We start from the raw sequence: 19,731 nt of genomic DNA on the forward strand, positions 1-19,731 counted from the left end.
AAGGCAGCGCCAAACAAGCCGTCGACAGCATGGTCGCCGCCGTACGCGAAGTCGACGTCGGCGTCGAGAACGCCCAACGCGCCGGCGAATCCATCCAAAGCATCAAAGAAGGCTCCAACTCCGTCGTTGGCGCCGTCGAAGAGATCAGCGAAGCCGTGCGCGAACAGAGCGCTGCCAGCACCTCCATCTCCCAGCGCATCGAACAGATCGCCCAGATGACCGAGCGCAACACCGCGGCGGCCGAGAGCACCGCCCAGGCCGTGCATCGCATGAGCGAGATGAGCCGCGAGATCGCCCAGGCCCTGGCGGTGTATAAGGTCTAGACGACCGACGACCTGACTCTCGGCAAACGAAAGGGCCGCGGGAAATCCAAACCCGCGGCCAGGCAAGCCTACGGCCAGAGACTACGGAACGGGGCGGCGCGCGGGCGGGCCAGCTAGGGGGCTCAATCGAGCGATAGCCGGTGCCCCTGCCGCAACAGGTGTTCGAAGGCTTCCGGTGCGACGGGCGGGCTGAAGAGATAGCCTTGCAGCTGATCGCACCCGAGGTTGCGCAGGAAATTCATTTGCGCATGTGTTTCCACCCCTTCGGCAACGATCTCCTGGCGTAGCTGTTTGCCCATGGTCACAATGGCTTGAGCAATAGCGCAGTCGTTCTCGTCGTCGGGGACACCGATGACGAATGTGCGGTCGATCTTCAGCGTGGTGATCGGAAACTTCTTGAGGTAGGCCAAGCTTGAGTAGCCGGTGCCGAAGTCATCGAGCGCAAGAGTGAAACCCAGGGCGACCAAATCGTTCATCAGCGGGATCATCTTCTCCGGATCGCGAACCAGTAGGCTCTCGGTAATTTCAAGCCGTAATAGTTCGCACGGAATGTCGTAGCGCTCGGTCGCCACCTTTAGCCGCTCAGGCAACTGCGCATCGAATTGCCGAGCGGACAAGTTGATCGCGATCGGAACCAAGTCGAGCCCCGCATCAAGCCAAGTACGGATCTGTCGGCAGGCGGCGTCGAGAATCCAACCTCCCAGATCAAGGATCAGCCCTGTTTCTTCTGCTAGCGGGATGAACTTGGCCGGTGGAACCATACCGTGTTTGGGGTGGCGCCAGCGGACCAAGGCTTCGGCCCCGACAATGCGCCCGGTACGCAAGCTCACTTTTGGCTGGAAGTGCAGCAGGAGTTGCTGGGCAGCGAGCGCTTGCCTGAGCTCGGTCTCCAACTGCCATTGCTCCTTCGCCAGCACATTCATTTCGGGGCTATAGAAGAGGTGGCTGGATTCACTGGCGTGCGCGCGTTTCATAGCCACATCGGCGAAGCGCAACAGGGCGGCGGTATGCAGTCCATCCTCGGGGTAGATCGCGATTCCGATGCTGGCCCCAATATGGACCGCATGCGATTCAATGATGAACGGGGTTGCCAGCGACGCGAGCAGCTTTTCGGCCACTAGGCCGCTGTGTTCGCGCTTGTGGATCGTGAATAGCGCAACAACGAACTGATCACCGCCGAAGCGCGCGAGGATATCTTCTTCGCGCAGCACTTCACGGAACCGATGACCTACCTGCTTGAGGAGTTCATCTCCAACTTCGTGGCCCAACGTGTCATTTACCGTGGCAAATCTATTGAGATCGATGACCAGCAGGGCGCCGTGATCGTTATTCCGGCGGGCGGTCGTCAACGCCTGCTCGACGAGTTGTTGGAAGAGGGTACGGTTGGGCAGACCGGTCAGACTGTCGTAGTTGACGATCCGCTGCATGCGCTCTTCGGCGGCGCGAAGGACGCTGATATCGGAGAAAATGGAGAAGGCGTGAGTAATCCGGTCTTCAGCGTCGCGCACGACGCCAATCGATACTGACTGCGGAAAGAGTTCGCCGTTCTTCCGCTTGCCAATAATCTCTCCGTGCCAGGCGCCGGCGCCGCGCATGGCCGACATTACCTCGGCCCTGAAATCGGCGCTGTGGACACCGGAACGGAGGAGGTCCGGTGTCTGGCCGATGGCTTCGGCGGCCGTGTATCCCGTAATGCGCGTGAAGGCGGCGTTCACCGAGACGATCCGGTTGTTCGTGTCGGTGATCATGATGCCTTCTTCGCTGTTCTCGATAATGCTGGCGTGCAGGCGACGCTTTTCTTCAGCGGACAGGCGATCCTCGATTTCGTAATAGTGAGCCGTCATGCCGACGGGTTCCCCGTTCTCGTCGCGTACGTGCCCGAGCGAAAGGTTGACCCGGAAGGTCTCACCCGATTTCTTCCGGCGGCGCACTTCCATCAGCGAACTGCCGTGGTCGAGAAAGAGCTCGTGGATCCCATTGTCACGGTCTGCCGGTTCGTCGGCATACAGGAACAGGATATGTTGCCCGATTGCTTCTTCGGGCGTGTATCCGAAGAGCATCTGAGCACCACGATTCCAGCCGGTAACGTAGCCGGCCAAGTCGGTCGTAATCAGCGGTTCTTTGATCCACTGTTTCTCGGGACCGCTCAGGAACTCGGCAGGAACCCCATTGCGGTCGTGACTCAATAGTTCGAGTTCTTGCTTGAGTGAGTCGAGCGTTTGCGCGAGATCGTCGCCTTGCGCTTGCCGGGCCATGGCGCAGAGGTCCAGACAGCGATCGATGCGCGCGTCAGTCATCGGCCTCGTCCCGCTTGTCGTGCAGCACGCCGAGCATCCAAAGGTGCGCGGAGAGCACAAGCTCGTTATAGCGCGATATGGGTATGCCGGCTTGGTCCAGTTCTATCGCCAGCTTTTGGTCCTCTTGCTGACGGAGCTCCGTGATCTTCAGCAGGCGACCGATCGGACCATCGTGATGGAGCACGGCGGAGGCCAGCCCCTCTGGCAGCTTCAGGGGCACGAGCACATCAGCGAGCGGCATTCCAAACAAAACACCGATGAGCGAAAACATCCCGGCCATGAATGCCTGTTCCTGCGCGGAGCGATCCAGACCAACGAATTCAGCGGCGAGTTCAGTCGTGCGTGCGCGTACGGCAACGTGCGCGGTCAGCATGGCAGAGCGGTGATCGTCGCGGCTGGCAGCAAAAAGCATGAGGTGAAGCCAACGCTTTAGCTGCTGACGACCGAGGATAAGAATGGCCTGCGAAAAGCTGGAAATCCGCCGGGCCATGCTCACGCCCAGCGAATTTACAAGGCGGATGAGGTGGTAAGCGAGGACAGGATCCTGACGGAAAAGAGCTTCGATCTCGCCCGTCTCCGCGTCCGTTGCGACAAGATGCAGCAATTTGAGCGACAGGATGCGGGAGGCGCTCTGCGCGCTGGATACATGCACTGGGGGATTGAAGGGCCAGCTGCCCGCCAGCCATAGGGCGGAATCGGGAAAGGTAGGCTTTCCGCGTGCTTCGGAGCGATAGAGTGATTGTTTATTGAGCGCTTGGCACCCCGCCGCAGTTGCCAAGTGAAGAAGCCCCTCAGGCAGCCTTGCCATCAGGCCAGGAGCGATGAAGCAGGGAAACTCGGTCGCGAATGCCGAGAAACGGGTATTGTCGATAAGCGGCGACCATTCGTTCAGGTCTCCACTTCCTGCGTCGAGGAGGGCGGCTGCTGGCTGCAAGTTGCGATCAGCCAGTAGTTCGACATGAAGTATGGGCACGTCGCTCATAGCGCTCTCGTAGTTGCGTCTGCCGTCGCGTCTCGGTCTTCGTTGTTAATGAGGTTGGGCGATGAAACACAAGTTACGGTCGCCTACGGCAAAAAAACTCAAAGTTGTAACCGTAGAGTCTCGCTATCACCCCGCTTGGTTCCTTTTCTCAAATATACACTGGCCGGACCCTGGGCGCTTGAAGAAAAACCGCCAAACCGTACCGCGTGTACTGACGAGCAGTTACGAACGGGGTTCAACGAGCGGAAGAACAGGGGTTACATGTGTAGGAGGGAACGCAAATATCGTTTCGGCATCAACGAGTTGCCCGCCCTAAAAATCTTTGGTCATTTGCTGACCGCGGCTATATGGCCCCGTCATCGATGCAGAAACGGTTGCGACCGGTATCCCGTGCGTGAACCAGCAAGGCCGTGCTGCGCTCGACCAACGCCGCGCCGTGTTCGCCGGTGAATTCCGTGATGCCGCCGCTTATCGTTATGCGCTCGCCGGTCTTGGCGAGTATCTCAGTCTCGATGAGCGCACGTAGCCTTTCCAGCGCGCCAAGCGCGTCGGTAAGATGGGTATTGGGCAGAATCAGCAAGAACTCATCGGTTCCGATGCGGCCCACGATGTCGGTTTCGCGCAGAGCTTTTGACAACAGGTAGCCAAGTGCCGCTAGGATGCCATCTGCCACGCTTTGACCCCGCGTAGCCGCGAGTTCATGGAAGTGATCGACATCGATTTGCGCGAGCGTGAAGGGGGTGCCGTAGCGGCGCCCTCGCTGGACTTCGCTTTCCAGCAAACGCATCACTTGCCGCTCGTTGAATACGCCAGTCAAGGAATCGTGTACTGAAAGGCGTTCAAGTCGGCTCTCCAGGAATTTCTGCTCGGTGATCTCGGCGAGCACGAGCAGGGCTCGCCGGATGGTGCCGCGATCGTCAAGGATGGGTAAGGCATTGGTATTGAGCCAGGTTACATGGCCTTCGTTGTCACGGACGGCGACGATTCTCTCCAGCACAGGCTGTGTTGTCCGTAGAACCGAACACAATGGCATCTCGTCGTCCGAGAGTGATTCGTTTTTTTCGTTTTCCCAGGCGAGAGCTGGGTCGTGCAGGAGCTTCTCGGCGGTGGCATTGCGCCACAAGGGAGTTGCGTCAGCTGCGTGGACCGACAGTCCTATGCCGAGGATGTCGAGGAGAATGCCGTAGCGTTTGATTTCGTCATCGTCGGCATGTTTTCCGGGGAGGGGCTCGGGTGGAGTGGCCAAAGTCATGAAGAATTACGTCTAGTGCTATTACTTTAGTAATAGCACTAGGGTAACCGAAATTGCCCCGGCTGCGTGTGCAGTTGTCTGCACTTCATCGCAGGGCCCAGCGCCAAGCGGCGTCAGGCGGCGGCGAGCGCCTGATCGAGGTCTTCAAGCAGGTCGTCGATATGCTCGATGCCGATCGACAGTCGGATCATGTCTTCCGATACGCCGGACTTCACTAACTCTTCGGGAGAGAGTTGCCGGTGGGTCGTCGAGGCCGGGTGGCACGCCAACGATTTCGCATCACCGATGTTAACGAGCCGGGTAAACAGCTTGAGCGCGTCCTGAAAACGGGCGCCACCAGCCAAGCCGCCCTTGACGCCGAAGGTGAGAACACCCGAGGCATGACCACCCATGTATTTCTGGACCAGCCCATGGTCCTTGTGGTCCGGGAGTCCTGCGTAATTTACCCAGGAAACTTTCGCATGCGTTTTGAGGAACTCGGCGACCTTGACCGAGTTCTCGCAGATCCTTTCCATGCGCAGGGCCAGCGTTTCCAGTCCTTGCAGAATCAGGAATACGTTGAATGGGGAAATCGCCGCGCCCATGTTACGCAACGGGACGACGCGTGCACGGCCGATGAAGGCCGCTTCGCCGAGAGCCTCGGTGTACACGACGCCGTGGTAAGACACATCCGGCTCGTTGAGCCGCCGGAAACGCGCTTTGTGCTGAGCCCATGGAAATTTCCCACTGTCGACGATGATGCCGCCAATCGAGTTGCCGTGCCCGGCGATATATTTCGTCAGCGAATGGACGACGATGTCCGCACCGTGCTCGAACGGGCGACAAAGGTAGGGGGACGGCACGGTGTTATCGACGATTAGAGGGATGCCGTTGCGGTGGGCAATGTCGGCCAGCCTTTCAAAGTCGGTGATGTTGCCCAGCGGATTACCGACAGATTCGCAGTAGATGGCCTTCGTTTTCTCGTCGATCAGTTTCTCGAACGTCGCGGGATCGCGATAGTCGGCAAAGCGGACGGCGATTCCGTACTGCGGGAGCGTATGCGCGAAGAGGTTGTACGTGCCGCCGTACAAAGTCGAGGCCGAGATGACATTGTCGCCGGCCTCGGCGATCGTCATGATCGTGTAGGTTACAGCCGCCTGACCCGAAGCGAGGGCCAGAGCGCCGACCCCGCCTTCCATCGCGGCCACACGCTTTTCCAATACGTCCTGCGTCGGATTCATGATGCGCGTGTAAATGTTGCCGGCGACTTTTAGGTCGAAAAGATCGGCTCCGTGCTGTGTGTTGTCGAACGAGTACGAGGTCGTCTGGTAAATCGGCACAGCGACGGCTTTTGTCGTGGGCTCGGGAGAGTATCCGGCATGGATGGCGAGGGTTTCGATTTTCATTCTTCATCCCTTGGCGAAAGTGGGGGAGGGCCGCATCTTAGCATTCGGTTTCGCGTCCAAATAGAACGAGAATGCATATCCTAATTACCGCCTCTATAAAGGAAAAGCGCCCCGCTGGGGCGCTTTTTTGCGGTTCGGGCCTCCTTGCGGCCCGAGGGCGATTTTACAGCGCGACGAGTTGGCCGTTGCTGATCCGTACGCGGTCACCACGCTGCCATGTCGGCGCCTGCGATTGAGTGAAGAGACGCGTATTGCCATTTTCAAGACGTACCGTTACTTCATATTGTGTCGTGCTGCGCACACGCTTTTCGACTTCGTTCCCCGCGTAGGCTCCGCCCACGGCGCCGACCACGGCACCGACGATCTTGCCACGACCGCCGCCGATCTGATTACCAAGCAATCCACCGAGAACGCCACCGCCGACTGCGCCGAGGCCGGTACCGTCCCCGTTCTGTTTCACTTCGCGCACATTCTCTACGACGCCACAATCGCGGCAAGTATTCGCGTACGACGGATTCGACGTGCTGTTTTCTACATAGATGCCGCTATCGTTGATCGGGTAGCTCGGGGACGTGGCCGGGCGTTGCTCGTCGGATGTGCGGACGTAGCCAGCCGGACGTTCGCGAATCGGCTCACGGGTGGCGGTTTGCCGTACGGGAGCGGTTGTCTTGGCCTTTACCGATGCTTTGGCCGGTGGCTCGGCCGGAACGACGGGTACGGAGGGAGCAGCCGCGAGCGGTTCCATCTGAGTGGTCGTTGCTCCGCTTTGGGGAATCCAGCCGGCGAACGAAGCAGCGGCCGTCAAGCTTGCGATCGTTACGGCGGTCGCGGCGACGATAATCATCGGGTGCGGTCTGCGGGTTTGGTTTTCCATTGTGGCCTCACGCTGTGGTTGGTACTGAGCAAACAACGAACAGGCCGAGCCCCAGGACGACTGGGGAAACAAACGATTACAACTTTGGGGCCGCCGTTACGGCGAGGCCTGAAAAGAGGTGAGTACGAGACCCGGTAGTTCGATAAGGGCCGGCGGCGAAAAAAAACGCCTCGGATAGCCCGAGGCGTTTTTTTTACCTCTTGGTAATGCGAAGCTGCTGCCAGCTACTCCGGCCGCATCTGCGGGAAGAGGATCACGTCCCGGATATTCGGCGAATCGGTGAGCAGCATTACCAGACGGTCGATGCCGATTCCGCAACCACCGGTCGGGGGAAGCCCGTATTCAAGAGCGCGAATGTAGTCAGCGTCGTAATACATTGCTTCTTCGTCGCCCGCGTCCTTGGCTTTGGCTTGCGCCATAAAGCGCTCAGCTTGGTCCTCGGGATCGTTGAGCTCGGAGAAACCGTTGGCGATTTCCCGCCCGACGATGAAGAGTTCAAAGCGTTCGGTAATCTCAGGGTTCGCATCGCTCGAACGTGCCAGCGGGCTGATCTCCGCCGGGTAGTCGATAATGAACGTCGGATCCCACAGATCGGCTTCGGTCGTTTCTTCGAACATCAGGAGCTGCAGCGTACCGAGTCCCATACCGGGCTTCAGTTCGACCTTCATCGCGGTGAGCCTCTGACGGAGCCAGTCGGCGTCATTCAGTTGCTCCAGCGTGTACTGCGGACGGTATTTCATGATCGCCTCGACCATCGTCAGGCGATCGAATGGCTTGGAGAGATCGAGCGTACGACCCTGGTATTCGAAAACCTCAGCGCCCAGAGCTTCTCGCGCCGAATGGCGTAGGACGCCCTCGGTGAAATCCATCAGCTTGTGATACTCGCTGTAGGCCTCATAGAACTCCATCATCGTGAACTCGGGATTATGGCGCGGGCTCATGCCTTCGTTGCGGAAATTGCGGTTGAGTTCGAAGACCTTTTCAAAACCACCGACGACAAGCTTCTTGAGGTACAACTCCGGTGCAATGCGCAAGTACAACGGCATGTCGAGCGCGTTGTGGTGAGTCATGAATGGGCGCGCCGACGCACCACCGGGAATGGGGTGCATCATCGGCGTTTCGACTTCGAGGAAGCCGTGGCTGCACATGTAGTTGCGGATCGATTGCACAATCCGGCTGCGCGCGACGAAGGTGAAGCGCGACTGCTCGTTCATGATCAAGTCGAGGTGGCGCATCCGGTACTTCTGTTCCTGGTCCGTGAGACCGTGGAATTTCTCCGGAAGCGGGCGCAACGACTTTGACAGCAGGCGGATATCGTTGGCTTGCACGGTCAGTTCGTTGGTCTTCGTGCGGAAGAGCGGGCCGACGACGCCTACGATGTCCCCGATATCCCAGCGCTTGAATGCCGCGTATTCCTCCTCGCCTACCTTGTCGCGTGCCACGTAGATTTGGATGCGGCCACCGACATCGGAAATGGTGATGAACGATGCTTTGCCCATCACCCGTTTGAGCATGATGCGACCGGCGACCTTGACTTCGACAGGATTCGCTTCCAGCTCCTCACTCGTTTTCGAGTCGTACAGCTCAATGATTTTGCCCGAGATGTTTTCACGCTCGAAGTCGTTGGGATAAGCCTTACCCGTCGCACGCCATTCGGCGAGCTTCGCGCGACGCTCGGCGATGATATGGTTCTCGTCTTGTTCGGAGGCGGTGGTGGTCTGGTCGGACATGTCGTTCTCTTGGATGGATTAAATTCTTTGTTTCGCAGCGGACAGCGGGTCGTCAGACACCCTGTTTGAGGCTCGCTTCGATGAAGGCGTCGAGGTCGCCGTCGAGAATACGCTGCGTGTCGCCGAACTCGACGTTGGTACGGAGATCCTTGATCCGCGACTGATCGAGCACATAAGAGCGAATCTGGTGGCCCCAGCCGATATCGGTCTTGGAATCCTCCAGCTTCTGTTGCTCCGCTTGGCGTTTGCGCATTTCCGCTTCGTAGAGCCTTGATTTCAGCATTGCCATTGCCTCGGCCCGGTTCCGGTGCTGCGACCGGTCATTCTGGCACTGGACGACAATTCCCGACGGCATATGGGTAATCCGGACGGCCGAGTCCGTCTTGTTAATATGCTGCCCACCAGCACCCGAGGCGCGGTAGGTGTCGATGCGCAAATCAGCGGGATTGATCTCGATCTCGAACGAGTCGTCGATTTCAGGATAGACGAATACCGACGCGAAACTCGTATGGCGGCGCGCGTTCGAGTCGAATGGCGACTTGCGCACGAGCCGATGGATACCTGTTTCCGATCGCAGCATGCCAAAGCAATATTCGCCGGAGAATTTGATCGTTGCCGTCTTGATGCCGGCCACGTCGCCTTCCGAGTCTTCCAAAACTTCGACGCCATAACCCTTGCGTTCGCCGTACTTGATGTACATGCGAAGCAGCATCGATGCCCAGTCCTGCGCCTCGGTGCCGCCGGCTCCTGCCTGGATGTCGATGAAGCAGTTGAGTGGGTCCGCCGGATTATTGAACATACGGCGAAACTCGAGCGCAGCCACTTCCTTCTCGATGCCGTCGATATCGCCCGCAACGGCTTGCAAAGTGTCGTCGTCGTTCTCGTCGCGCGCCATGCCGAACAACTCCTCGGCATCCTTGAGATTGTCGGAGACCCGGTCCAGTGTTAGTACAACGTTCTCTAGCGATTTCTTCTCTTTGGATAGTTCCTGCGCGCGCTCGGTGTTATCCCAAACGCTTGGGTCTTCGAGTTCGCGATTGACGGCATTCAGTTGGTCAGATTTCTGATCGTAGTCAAAGATACCTCCGCAACTCGTCGGCGCGCTTGGCGATATCCGAGAGTCGGTTGGCGATGGCATTGAGCTGTTCTGCTTCCATAGCTTTAGGGGACGATAAGCGACAAACGTTGAATTATATACGGAGGCTGTGGCGTATTTCGGGAATGGCCGGGCAGCTTGTAAGATTTGATGCGCGGCTGCTACCATCCGCGCCATATTCGGATGAAGCGCGAGACATGCCAAGAAAAAAATCGGCGCCGCTTCCCCAGATCGGGGCCATCGTGACGTATGTCGGCAAAAGCCGAACGCTGGCGCGCGGTGGTTACAACGTCCGCGTCGTGGCGGAAACCTGTGGGGGCCGCATGATGGTCGAGGCGATCGGGCGCAGCGGACAACCTGTGCGCTTCTCCGTCAAGAATGAGAATCTCGCGCCGCTGCAACCCGGGCTGTTCGACTAAGAAGCGTCAAGTCGTTTCAGCGCCGCCCCCGCTTTAACGCTCAGGCTTGGTCCTCTCGTTCGCCGCCGAGCGCTTGCATTAGGTCATCCAGCAAGTGCGCGACTTCACCGGTCATGAGCGTGAAGTCGATGTCGAAGCGCTCATCATCGTTTTCAGCCTGCTCGTCTGCTTGTTCCTTGAGGATGTCGAGAAAGGCCAGACGCTTGATCTGCATTTTTTCGTCGAGCTGGAACGATACCTTGTCGTTCCATGTCAGCGCGACGCGCGTCACGACCTTGCCTTCGGCGATGTGTTTCGGAATCTCCTCGCCTTCGAGCGTGTGCTTGACGTAACGGACCTTGGCGTCCTCGGCCGAGCGGAGTTCAAGGTCCTGATCCAGCGTGAATCCTGCGGGAGCATCGCCATCCGCCAGCCAGCCCGTCATTGCGGCGGAGGGGGACTGGTTGACATTGACTAACCGCACGGGCAATCCGTCGACGGACTTGTGCAGGTGTTCAATGAATTCCTCGGCTTTGGCGCGTGCGGACGCGTCAATTACGAGCCAGCCGTTGATCGGGTCGATCCAGCCGTACGTGGTACGCCGGTGCGTGAACGCACGGGGCAATAGTTCGAGTGTAATCGCTTCGCGCAGGTCACGCATTTCTTTGCGGCCAACGCGGCGGCCCTCGGTTTCGGCAATCTCCTTGGCGCGTTCATTGGCAAAGTGCTTGACGACCGAGGATGGCAACAACTTCTTTTCTGTGCCGAGACCGATCAGCCACTGGCGATTCACGCTATGGACGAGCGGGCCGCCATCTCTGGGCGCAACCCAGCCGAGGCTCTGCGCGTCCGTGGCATTGCACGGTTGTAACGTGAACGAGGCTAGGCGTTCCTCCAGTTGGCCGACGTCCATTTCCCAGTTTTTCGGCAAGCGATACGCCTGCATGTTCTTGAACCACATGGTGCGATCCGGAAAAAATCGATCATTATAGGTCGGTTCGCGCACGAAGCCGACGCCCAGGCATAAACCCTGACTACATCGCGAGTATTGAACGAATACGCGCGAGTAGTTCATAATGTGCCTATGAATGATCCGCAACCAGTTGATTTACGCCGCCGAATTCGAGAACTTCAGGCGATTCCAGAGCGCGACCGTACCGATGAGCAGTGGGACGAGTTGAACGAGCTCGAGATCCGGACAGCGCCAGGCAATCGCGAATCGGAACGGCCGCTTGACCGGCAGACGGGCGCGCCCATGCCTGGCCGGCGACCGGAGCGCAATCAACCCAAGAATGGGGGAGGGCGCCAAGAGCCACGGCAGCCGCAAGAGGGCCGGCCGGAAGGGCGGCCGCCTAAGCGGCAGCATCGGCGCCCCAAACGGCAACCAGAAAAGGAAAACGCCGGCAATTCCTGAAGGAATCGATCAAGCGGAGAAGAAAACCCGGGATGTCAGCCCGGGTTTTTTATTGCAGCGCAGCCCCCGGGAACTAACGATCTCTTTCGGGCGCGAGAGTCGGCCCGAAGCCCCGATTCTCCGCTATGCAGTTACGCCGCGTTCTCCGTGCTTTCCGCCTCCAGCCACAGGCATTTTCCCTTGCTTTCCTTTTGTATGGCGGCCAGAAGCGCTTCGTGGGCAGCGATTTCGTCGACATCGGCACGGATAACGCATTGCGCTCGCCGTGCCACTTCAATGCCCACCTGGGTTCGTTCAAGGACTGGCGCATTCGCGAGGGCCTCTTCACCGAGGTCCATGATCAGGCTTTCCTGCCCGCGCGTCATCGAGACGTAGACTTCAGCCAGGATCTCGGCGTCGAGCAAGGCACCGTGCAGCGTTCGATGCGAGTTGTCGATTCCGTAGCGCTCGCAGAGGGCATTCAGGTTGTTTTTCTTTCCCGGGTGCAACTCCTTGGCAAGAACCAACGTGTCCTGTACGGCGTGGCAGACCGTCTCGATCGGCGCCATGTCGAGCCGAGCGAGCTCGGCGTTGAGGAAGCCGATGTCGAAGGGCGCGTTATGGATGATCAGTTCCGCGCCCCGCACGAAATCCAGGAATTCAGCGGCAATCTCGGCGAAACGGGGTTTGTCTTGCAGGAACTCGAGGCTGATGCCGTGTACCGCGAGCGCTCCGGCATCAATTTCTCGCTCCGGATTGAGATAGCGGTGAAAATGCCGATTGGATAACCGCCGGTTGCGCATTTCCACGCAGCCGAGTTCGATGATCCGGTGACCGAGCTTGTGTTCAAGGCCGGTGGTTTCCGTATCCAGAAAAATCTGACGCATATTTTGTCCCTTTATCTCTTCTCTAGCACCGAAGCGCCGCCGCTATACCATCGAGTCGGAACCGTGCTTTTTACGCCTCATGCCGCCAATAGTTCGTCTATGCCGCGGTTCGCAAGGCGGTCGGCGCGCTCATTGCCGGCATGCCCGGCGTGTCCCTTGATCCATTCCCAGCGGATCACATGGAGCTGGACCAGCTTGTCCAGTGCTTGCCAGAGGTCAGCATTCTTGACCGGTTTCTTGTCGCTCGTCCGCCAGCCGTTGCGTTTCCAATTGTGAATCCAGGCGCTGATTCCCTTTTGCACGTACTGTGAGTCGGTGAAGATCGTGACCGCGCTGGGACGCTTCAGGGCTTCCAGTGCCCGGATGACCGCGGTGAGTTCCATGCGGTTGTTCGTCGTCGGTGTCTCGCCGCCCCAGAGTTCTTTTTCGGCGCCCCCTGCCTGCAGGAGGGCTCCCCAGCCCCCAGGGCCCGGGTTGCCGCGGCAAGCGCCGTCCGCATAGATAGTCACTTCTGTTTCAACGGCCACGTTCGATTTCCTTTTGGGTTACGGCGGTAAAGGGTTTGCGCGCGAGTTTCTTCTGGCCCCATGGCGGCAGGATAAGCCGCATGCTGCGCACGCGTTTGACAGCTCGCAGCAAATAGACGCCGCCGGCAAAACTCCACCAGCGATCACCGGCCGCTTCCATGAAATGCCACCGCTTCAGCCAGCGCTGTTCGTGACACGGTGGCGCGTAGCATCCGAAATTTCCGCGGTCGACCTCGAAACTAAGCAATTGCAGCCAGTCCTTGAGACGTAAGACCGAAATGTAATTCCCATTCATGGGAAAACGCCGCGAATGCTTGGGAAGACGGCGGCGTAGGCCCCACAGCGAGAACGGGTTGAAGCCGGTAATGACTAATTGGCCGTCGGGGATCAATACCCGTTCGACTTCGCGCAGGATCTGGTGCGGGTCTTCGTAGAACTCAAGGACATGCGGCAGCACGACCAAGTCGATGCTGTTTGCGGCGAAGGGTAACTCGCGGAAATCGCAAAGGACGTCAACACCGCCGGAGTCACCAGCGCTTTGCCGTAGCGGGATGCGGTTTTGAGCGAGGAGATCGTATTGCGGCAAACCGAGCTGGAGCGCGTTGTATCCGAACAAGTCGGAAACGACGCTGTCCACCTTCTCCTGTTCCCAGGCCATGACGTAGCGACCTTGCGGGGTCTCCAGCCATTCGTCGATACCTGGGTTTGACATTTTTCGCGGTTCTTCCACAATCAGCGCATGTTCGACATCGTCAGGATTCCGGCTTTCAAGGATAACTACATCTGGCTGCTGCGGAAAGGCAGCGCGGCCGTTGTCGTTGATCCGGGAGATGCCGCACCCGTGCTTTCCTTCCTGCAGCGGGAAGGGCTAACGCTGACGTCGATTCTCATCACACACCACCATCGCGATCACCAGGGCGGCGTATCAGAACTGTTGGCGCACTATTCGGCGGAGGTCTTCGGGCCGGCCGCGGAGTCTATCACGGGTTTGAGCCAGCCTCTGCGCGGCGGCGAGACGATTTGTCTGACTTCCTTAGGCGTCGAAATGCAGGTCTTCGCCGTGCCTGGCCATACCCTCGGGCACTTGGCTTATTACGGGAGTGGCGTGCTGTTTTGCGGCGACACCCTGTTCGGGGCAGGGTGCGGCCGTCTGTTCGAAGGCTCGCCGGCCCAAATGCAGGCATCGCTCGCGAAACTTGCTTCGTTGCCGGATGACACTCGGGTTTACTGCGCACACGAATACACCGAGGCCAACCTGCGGTTTGCGCTGGCGGTCGAGTCGGGCAATCGAGCTCTACGCGACCGCGTCGACGACGTAGCGGTGGCCCGGGCCAAGGGCGATGCCACAGTGCCATTCACTATCGCCGGGGAAAAAGCCACGAATCCATTTCTACGCTGCCGGGAGCCGTCAGTCATCGCTTGCGCGAAAGAAAGAGGGGCCGCGTCGGACGATGCGTTGGCCGTATTCACGACGCTTCGTGCGTGGAAGAACGATTTTTGAGCGGTACGGTTTTAGCCCGAAAGACTCAGTTCTTCAAAACTCACGAAGCCGCTCAACCTCGCTCCTCGCTAAGCAACTTGCCAGGCGCGATCGAGGGTATCGAGGACTTTTGCCGAGTTGAACGGCTTCACGATGAATCCGTCGGCGCCGTTCTGTATGGACTCCTGCACATTCTCAACGCTCGGGTTGCCGGTAATCATGATGACGACCGTTTGCGGATACTTGCTCTTTATGTTCTGCAACGCTTCGAGCCCGTCCATCTCCGGCATCATGACATCGAGAAAAACGATATCGGGCTTTTCCTTCTCGATGAATTCGAGCGCGAGTGCGCCATTTTTCGTTTCGCCGATGACCACGTAGCTCTCGCTGCGCAGAATGCCACGCAAGAGCGCACGCATGAGGTCGTTGTCATCGACGATCAGGATTTTTGGGGAATTGGTACGAGCCATGGGGGCTGATTCAAGTAAGTTGGGGGTCGAGCGAGGCGATGTGGCAAACCTGATTGCCGCCGCGCTGTTTTGCCGTGTAAAGAGCGATATCGGCAACGTCGACAAGGTCTTGCGCGTACGTCTCCGGCATGGCTACTGCCGACGCGACGCCGAAGCTTAACGTCACGCGGCGATTGGACGCGTCGATATTCTCGAGTTCGAGCTGATTGACGGCCAGCCGCATCTGCTCGGCTACACAAGTCGCACCCGCCGCCGCAGTGGCCGGTAAAACGGCGGCGAATTGTCCGCCGCCGTACCGAGCGAGGAGGTCTCCGCCGCGGTCCGTCGACTGCGCCAGGGTCTTCGCTACTCGGCGCAGACAATCGTCACCAGCGGTCGTGCCGTAGGTCTCGTTATAGCGTGTGAAAGCATCGACGTTGCACATGAGAACCGATAGTTCCTCACCTTGACGCATGGCGCGCCGCCACTCGCGTAGAAGCATGATGTCGAACTGGCGCCGGTTGGCGATGCCCGTGAGGGGGTCGAGTCCGCTCACGCGCTTGAGTTCCTGGTTGGCTGACTCAAGCTCCTTGGTTAGGGTGACCAAATACTGGCGCGCCGCCACGATTCGCTGCGTGGCCCTGATTTTCGAGGCCAGGATCGTTTCGTTGACGGGCAGGCAAAGGTAATCGTCGGCCCCGGCCGAGATCGCTCGTTCGAGCCAACCGCTGTCTCGCGGGCCGAACAAGTACACCGGCGTCCATTCGCCAGCGCGTTCTGCATGACGTATTCGCTGGACGAGTTCCAGGCTGTTGATATCGGGGATGGTGGCGTCGAGAAGAACGAGGTCGGGCCGCTGCTGTTCAAAGAGAGCTATGCCTTGGTTGCCGCTCACCGCTGCAATCGGCGCAATTCCTATCTTGCGCAGGTAGTCGCAAAGGAGTTGCCGGCCGCTGGCACTATCTTCGATGACGAGGGTTCTCATCCATGGTCCAAAACAAAAGTCTGCTGCGCCGGCAATTCTAGCTTGAACAGCGGGGTGTTGCTCGCATCCTGGGGCCGAGCGTGATTTCAGGGCGTGTGTTCATGATAAATTGGGTATTCCCAAGGAAAATTACGGGTGGATAAGATGATGGACAAGGCAGATCTGCAACGAGCGCTCGCATCGCCAAGAACGCGTAAGTACGGTGTGCGCTTCCTGATCGCGCTGGTGGCTATTGGAGTCCTCGGTTTTCTTGTCTTGCCTCCGATCGTCAAGGCGGTTCTGGTCAATCAACTGAGCGCCGCTTTGCATCGACCGGTTGCCATCGAATCGTTGCGCATGAATCCCTACGCGCTCTCATTGACCGTGGAAGGATTCGCGGTTAAGGAGCGCGCTGGCGAAGAGACATTTCTAGGATTCGATCGGCTCTATCTCAATGTTGAGTCATCGTCGATCCTGCGCGGCGGCCCTGTTCTCAATGAGGTTCAACTCGTCAACCCACGTGTGCGTCTGGTACGTGGAAAAGACCGGCGGTACAACTTCTCCGACCTCCTTGACGAGTTTATGGCCAAACCGGCGAGTGACGAGCCGCCGCCCCGGTTTTCGGTCAACAACATCCAACTGTCCGGCGGTTCGGTCGAGTTCATCGATGAACTGGTCGACGAAAAACACATGGTGAGCGATATCGCCTTGACCCTGCCTTTTGTGTCGAGCATGGCTTACGCGACCGATACCTTCGTCGAACCGGCATTTTCCGCCAAGGTCAATGGCGCACCGCTTGATCTTTCCGGGCGTAGCAAGCCCTTTGCCGACTCGCTCGAGAGCGAGCTTGCTCTGGATCTGGCCGATCTGCAGCTCAGCAAATACCTGGACTATCTGCCGTTCGACCTCCCGATCAAAATGTCCGGCGCATTGGACACTGACCTCAAGCTCGTTTTTCGTCAAGAAAAAGACAAACCCGCCGCCCTGACGGTGTCGGGTATGGCGGTCGTGAAGAACTTCGACGTGAAGGAAGCGTCGGGTTCGCCATTGGCCGCATTCAAGAAACTTGAGATCGCGCTCGGTTCGGCCGACTTGCTGCACCGGAGATTTACCGTCGAACACGTACGCCTGGAGTCACCGGACGTCAGCGCAAGTGCGAGTAAGGATGGCACCCTCAACTGGCTGGATTTGCTTGAACGGGTCCAGAGCAGCGGAAGCCAGGCGGCCCAGCCGGCCGCTAATCCGCGTTCCCCGGGTGCGCCACAGGCATCCCCCGTGGAATGGTCTGTCGGTGAAGTTCGGGTAACGGATGGAGTCTTGCGTTGGCTCGATGAGTCGAATGGCGTGCCGTTCAAGGCGAGTGTCGAAGCGATCGACGTTGCGGTCAAGAAACTGTCGAGCAAAGGCGCGGCGCCGGCAACGTTCGAACTCGGCCTGCGAGCCGCTGCCGCAGAGTCGTTGGCGGTGGAGTCGTTGGCCGTGAAGGAGGGGCAAATCGATATCGCCAAACGGGAGGTCGTCGTCGGCGACCTGCTTGTTCGGGGAGTGCGCGGCGGTGCTAAACGTGATGCCAAAGGCAGCATCGCCTGGATAAATACGCCTAATTTACGGGCCAAATCGGCTTCGTCGATACCCGCACCCGCAACTCCACCAGAAGGTGAGGCGAGCCCGTGGAAAGTGAAGGTGGCCCACGCCGCGGGCGAGTCGATCGATCTTCGGTTCGACGACGCAGGAGTCTCGCCCGCGACGGCTCAGACCGTGAGCGGCCTCGGGTTTGAGGTACAGAACTTCAGTGTCGGTTCGACGGAACCTGCTCGAGTATCTTTGCACTTTAAGCTCAATGGCAAAGGCGAAGTCGCGGCAGAGGGGAACTTGACTCCTGCTCCATTGAACGCCGACATGAAGGTCGATGTGAAGACGCTCGAACTGTTGCCTTTGCAGCCGTATTTTTCAGAAAAGCTCAATGTGGCGGTAACAAGCGGCCACCTGAGCATGAACGGCGATGCCAAGTTCGGACTCCCGGAAAAGGCAAAGGGGGCGGAAACCTCCGCTGGCATGACGGGTGGTTTTTCCGGGCAAGTGACGCTCGGTGATTTCCGCGCCGTCGACAAGCTCAATGAAGCCGAATTCCTCCGCTGGAAATCGTTCTACTTCGGGAAGATCGAGGCCAAGCTCAACCCGGATTCCCTGGTAGTCGGCGACGTCGCACTTTCCGACTTCTTTGCACGCGTCATCGTGAGCCCGGAAGGAAAACTCAATCTCATGCAGATCGTGCGCAAGCCGGGCGATGGGCCAAACTCGGCACCGGTGGCTACGGCGGAGAAAACCGAGCCGGTCCCTGAAAAAAAGACGTCCGACGGCAAAGCGGCTGCTCCACTTGCTCAAGCTGAGGCGCCGGCGAGTCCTCTGCCGCCGGTCAGGATCGACAAGATCACTTTGCAGGGGGGCACGATCCGCTTTACCGACAACTTTGTGAAGCCCAACTACTCGGCCAACCTGCGTCAGATCGGGGGCCGCGTCACAGGGCTGTCATCTGCACCGGGTAGCGTGGCGAGCCTGGAGTTGCGGGGCAGTTATGACAACGTGGCGCCATTGAACATCACGGCGAAGATCAACCCGTTGTCGGCCAAGCCCTATCTTGACCTTCAAGCCGACATCAAGGGGGTGGAACTTACCTCCTTGTCGTCGTATTCGGGCAAGTATGCCGGTTATGCGATCGATAAGGGCAAGCTTTCGCTGTTCGTCAATTACAAGATCGAAAACGATCAATTGGTGGCGGAGAACCGGGTGTTTCTCGATCAACTTACTTTCGGTGACCCGGTCGACAGCCCGGACGCCGTGAAGCTTCCGGTGACGCTGGCGGTGGCGTTGTTGAAAAACCGTGCCGGTGAGATCGACCTGAATCTCCCGATATCGGGCTCGCTCAACGACCCGCAATTCAGCATTGGAGGCCTTGTCGTCAAAGTCATCATGAACCTGTTGGTGAAGGCCGTTACTTCCCCGTTTGCGCTGATCGGCTCGATGTTCGGGGGTGGCGAGGAACTGTCGAATATCGACTTCGACTTTGGCTACGCGGCCATTTCACCGGCGGCGGAAAAGCGACTCGAGCAGTTGGCCAAGGCGCTTGTCGATCGTCCCGCGCTGAAGCTCGAAATCGAGGCGCGGGTGGACCCGGATCGGGATCGTGAGGGTTTGAAGAAGGCACGCTTGGAACGCAAGGTTCGGGCGCTGAAGCGCGAGGATTTGGTCAAAGCCGCCGGGGACAAGGCCGTGCCGGAACGTGTGGAGGTGAGCGAGCAGGAATATCCGGCTTTGCTCGAACGTGTTTATCGCGCGGAGAGTTTTCCGAAACCGCGCAACATGATCGGCCTCGTGAAAACGTTGCCTGTCGAGGAGATGGAGAAGCTGATCTTCGCCAATTCGGTTGTGGACGACGACGATCTTCGATCCTTGGGGGACCGTAGAGCACGAGGCGTGCGCGATTGGCTCGTTGCGCGGGAGATTCCAGCGGATCGCATCTTCCTGAAACCGGTGGAACTCAAGGCTCCGGAAAGCAAGTCCGATTCGGATGAGAAGACGAAAACGAGCCGCGTGGACTTTTCACTGCGATAATTCCGGTTTCGACGGGCGACGCATCACCGGCAGGCGGTGTCCATCGCCCGTGCCTTCCCTTGAACTGTGAAGACGCGCGAAC

Annotated in this window: 16 protein-coding genes and 1 pseudogene; 4 read left to right on the forward strand and 13 right to left on the reverse strand. The window is 58.7% G+C overall.

Annotation, left to right across the window (positions count from 1 at the left end):
* Positions 1 to 323: pseudogene (locus tag NZ453_RS14485) on the forward strand (methyl-accepting chemotaxis protein); the annotation flags it as partial.
* A 122-nt stretch (positions 324 to 445) separates the two neighbouring features.
* Here the strand turns inward: NZ453_RS14485 and NZ453_RS14490 are convergent.
* The 7 genes from NZ453_RS14490 to prfB all read right to left on the reverse strand — a co-directional run bounded on the left by NZ453_RS14490 (position 446) and on the right by prfB (position 10,000).
* Positions 446 to 2,620: a putative bifunctional diguanylate cyclase/phosphodiesterase gene (locus tag NZ453_RS14490; protein WP_263771393.1), complete on the reverse strand. Its 2,175-nt coding sequence runs from the start codon at positions 2,618 to 2,620 to the stop codon at positions 446 to 448.
* On the reverse strand, positions 2,613 to 3,602 hold the full coding sequence (locus NZ453_RS14495) for an EAL and HDOD domain-containing protein (protein ID WP_263771394.1): 990 nt from the start codon (positions 3,600 to 3,602) through the stop codon (positions 2,613 to 2,615). Before NZ453_RS14495 ends, NZ453_RS14490 begins: the two co-directional genes overlap by 8 nt.
* Positions 3,603 to 3,945: 343 nt before the next feature.
* Positions 3,946 to 4,854: a GGDEF domain-containing protein gene (locus NZ453_RS14500; RefSeq protein WP_263771395.1), complete on the reverse strand. Its 909-nt coding sequence runs from the start codon at positions 4,852 to 4,854 to the stop codon at positions 3,946 to 3,948.
* 113 nt (positions 4,855 to 4,967) lie between these two features.
* Positions 4,968 to 6,239 carry an O-acetylhomoserine aminocarboxypropyltransferase/cysteine synthase family protein gene (locus NZ453_RS14505; protein ID WP_263771396.1) on the reverse strand — a complete coding sequence of 424 codons (1,272 nt, stop codon included), beginning with the start codon at positions 6,237 to 6,239 and terminating at the stop codon, positions 4,968 to 4,970.
* A 163-nt stretch (positions 6,240 to 6,402) separates the two neighbouring features.
* Entirely contained in the window at positions 6,403 to 7,113 is a 711-nt protein-coding gene (locus NZ453_RS14510) for a glycine zipper 2TM domain-containing protein (protein WP_263771397.1), read from the reverse strand.
* A gap of 224 nt (positions 7,114 to 7,337) precedes the next feature.
* On the reverse strand, positions 7,338 to 8,843 hold the full coding sequence (gene lysS, locus NZ453_RS14515; RefSeq protein ID WP_263771398.1) for a lysine--tRNA ligase: 1,506 nt from the start codon (positions 8,841 to 8,843) through the stop codon (positions 7,338 to 7,340).
* Between the two features lie 52 nt (positions 8,844 to 8,895).
* A protein-coding gene (gene prfB, locus NZ453_RS14520; protein ID WP_263771399.1) for a peptide chain release factor 2 occupies positions 8,896 to 10,000 on the reverse strand; the annotation gives its coding sequence in 2 pieces (ribosomal slippage) (positions 8,896 to 9,918 and positions 9,920 to 10,000; 1,104 coding nt in all).
* A gap of 136 nt (positions 10,001 to 10,136) precedes the next feature.
* On the opposite strand from prfB, the gene NZ453_RS14525 reads away from it, so the two are divergent.
* The gene (locus NZ453_RS14525) at positions 10,137 to 10,358 is read left to right on the forward strand and encodes a hypothetical protein (protein ID WP_263771400.1); all 222 of its coding nucleotides are present in this window, start codon (positions 10,137 to 10,139) and stop codon (positions 10,356 to 10,358) included.
* Positions 10,359 to 10,398: 40 nt separating this feature from the next.
* On the opposite strand, the gene NZ453_RS14530 is transcribed toward NZ453_RS14525, so the two are convergent.
* The 4 genes from NZ453_RS14530 to NZ453_RS14545 all read right to left on the reverse strand — a co-directional run bounded on the left by NZ453_RS14530 (position 10,399) and on the right by NZ453_RS14545 (position 13,856).
* The gene (locus NZ453_RS14530) at positions 10,399 to 11,298 is read right to left on the reverse strand and encodes a recombination-associated protein RdgC (RefSeq protein WP_263771401.1); all 900 of its coding nucleotides are present in this window, start codon (positions 11,296 to 11,298) and stop codon (positions 10,399 to 10,401) included.
* Positions 11,299 to 11,882: 584 nt separating this feature from the next.
* Positions 11,883 to 12,617, reverse strand: coding sequence for a DNA polymerase III subunit epsilon (dnaQ, locus tag NZ453_RS14535; RefSeq protein ID WP_263771402.1), 735 nt, complete (start codon positions 12,615 to 12,617; stop codon positions 11,883 to 11,885).
* A gap of 77 nt (positions 12,618 to 12,694) precedes the next feature.
* On the reverse strand, positions 12,695 to 13,144 hold the full coding sequence (gene rnhA / locus NZ453_RS14540) for a ribonuclease HI (RefSeq protein WP_263771404.1): 450 nt from the start codon (positions 13,142 to 13,144) through the stop codon (positions 12,695 to 12,697).
* On the reverse strand, positions 13,134 to 13,856 hold the full coding sequence (locus NZ453_RS14545) for a class I SAM-dependent methyltransferase (RefSeq protein WP_263771406.1): 723 nt from the start codon (positions 13,854 to 13,856) through the stop codon (positions 13,134 to 13,136). The genes rnhA and NZ453_RS14545 overlap by 11 nt, the downstream gene beginning before the upstream one ends.
* Positions 13,857 to 13,883: 27 nt before the next feature.
* Here NZ453_RS14545 and gloB point away from each other — a divergent pair, with 27 nt between their 5' ends.
* The gene (gene gloB / locus NZ453_RS14550; protein WP_263771407.1) at positions 13,884 to 14,645 is read left to right on the forward strand and encodes a hydroxyacylglutathione hydrolase; all 762 of its coding nucleotides are present in this window, start codon (positions 13,884 to 13,886) and stop codon (positions 14,643 to 14,645) included.
* 68 nt (positions 14,646 to 14,713) lie between these two features.
* On the opposite strand, the gene NZ453_RS14555 is transcribed toward gloB, so the two are convergent.
* Both NZ453_RS14555 and NZ453_RS14560 read right to left on the reverse strand, forming a co-directional pair.
* Complete coding sequence (locus tag NZ453_RS14555; RefSeq protein WP_263771409.1) at positions 14,714 to 15,094, reverse strand: response regulator transcription factor; 381 nt, start codon at positions 15,092 to 15,094, stop codon at positions 14,714 to 14,716.
* Between the two features lie 10 nt (positions 15,095 to 15,104).
* Positions 15,105 to 16,058, reverse strand: coding sequence for a GGDEF domain-containing response regulator (locus tag NZ453_RS14560; protein WP_263771410.1), 954 nt, complete (start codon positions 16,056 to 16,058; stop codon positions 15,105 to 15,107).
* Between the two features lie 144 nt (positions 16,059 to 16,202).
* Between NZ453_RS14560 and NZ453_RS14565 the strand changes: the two genes are divergently transcribed.
* A complete protein-coding gene (locus NZ453_RS14565) occupies positions 16,203 to 19,649 on the forward strand; it encodes a DUF748 domain-containing protein (protein ID WP_263771558.1) in 3,447 nt (1,148 codons plus the stop codon).
* The last annotated feature ends 82 nt before the right edge of the window (positions 19,650 to 19,731 follow it).

Source organism: Propionivibrio soli, from assembly GCF_025770765.1.
Lineage (GTDB): Bacteria > Pseudomonadota > Gammaproteobacteria > Burkholderiales > Rhodocyclaceae > Propionivibrio > Propionivibrio soli.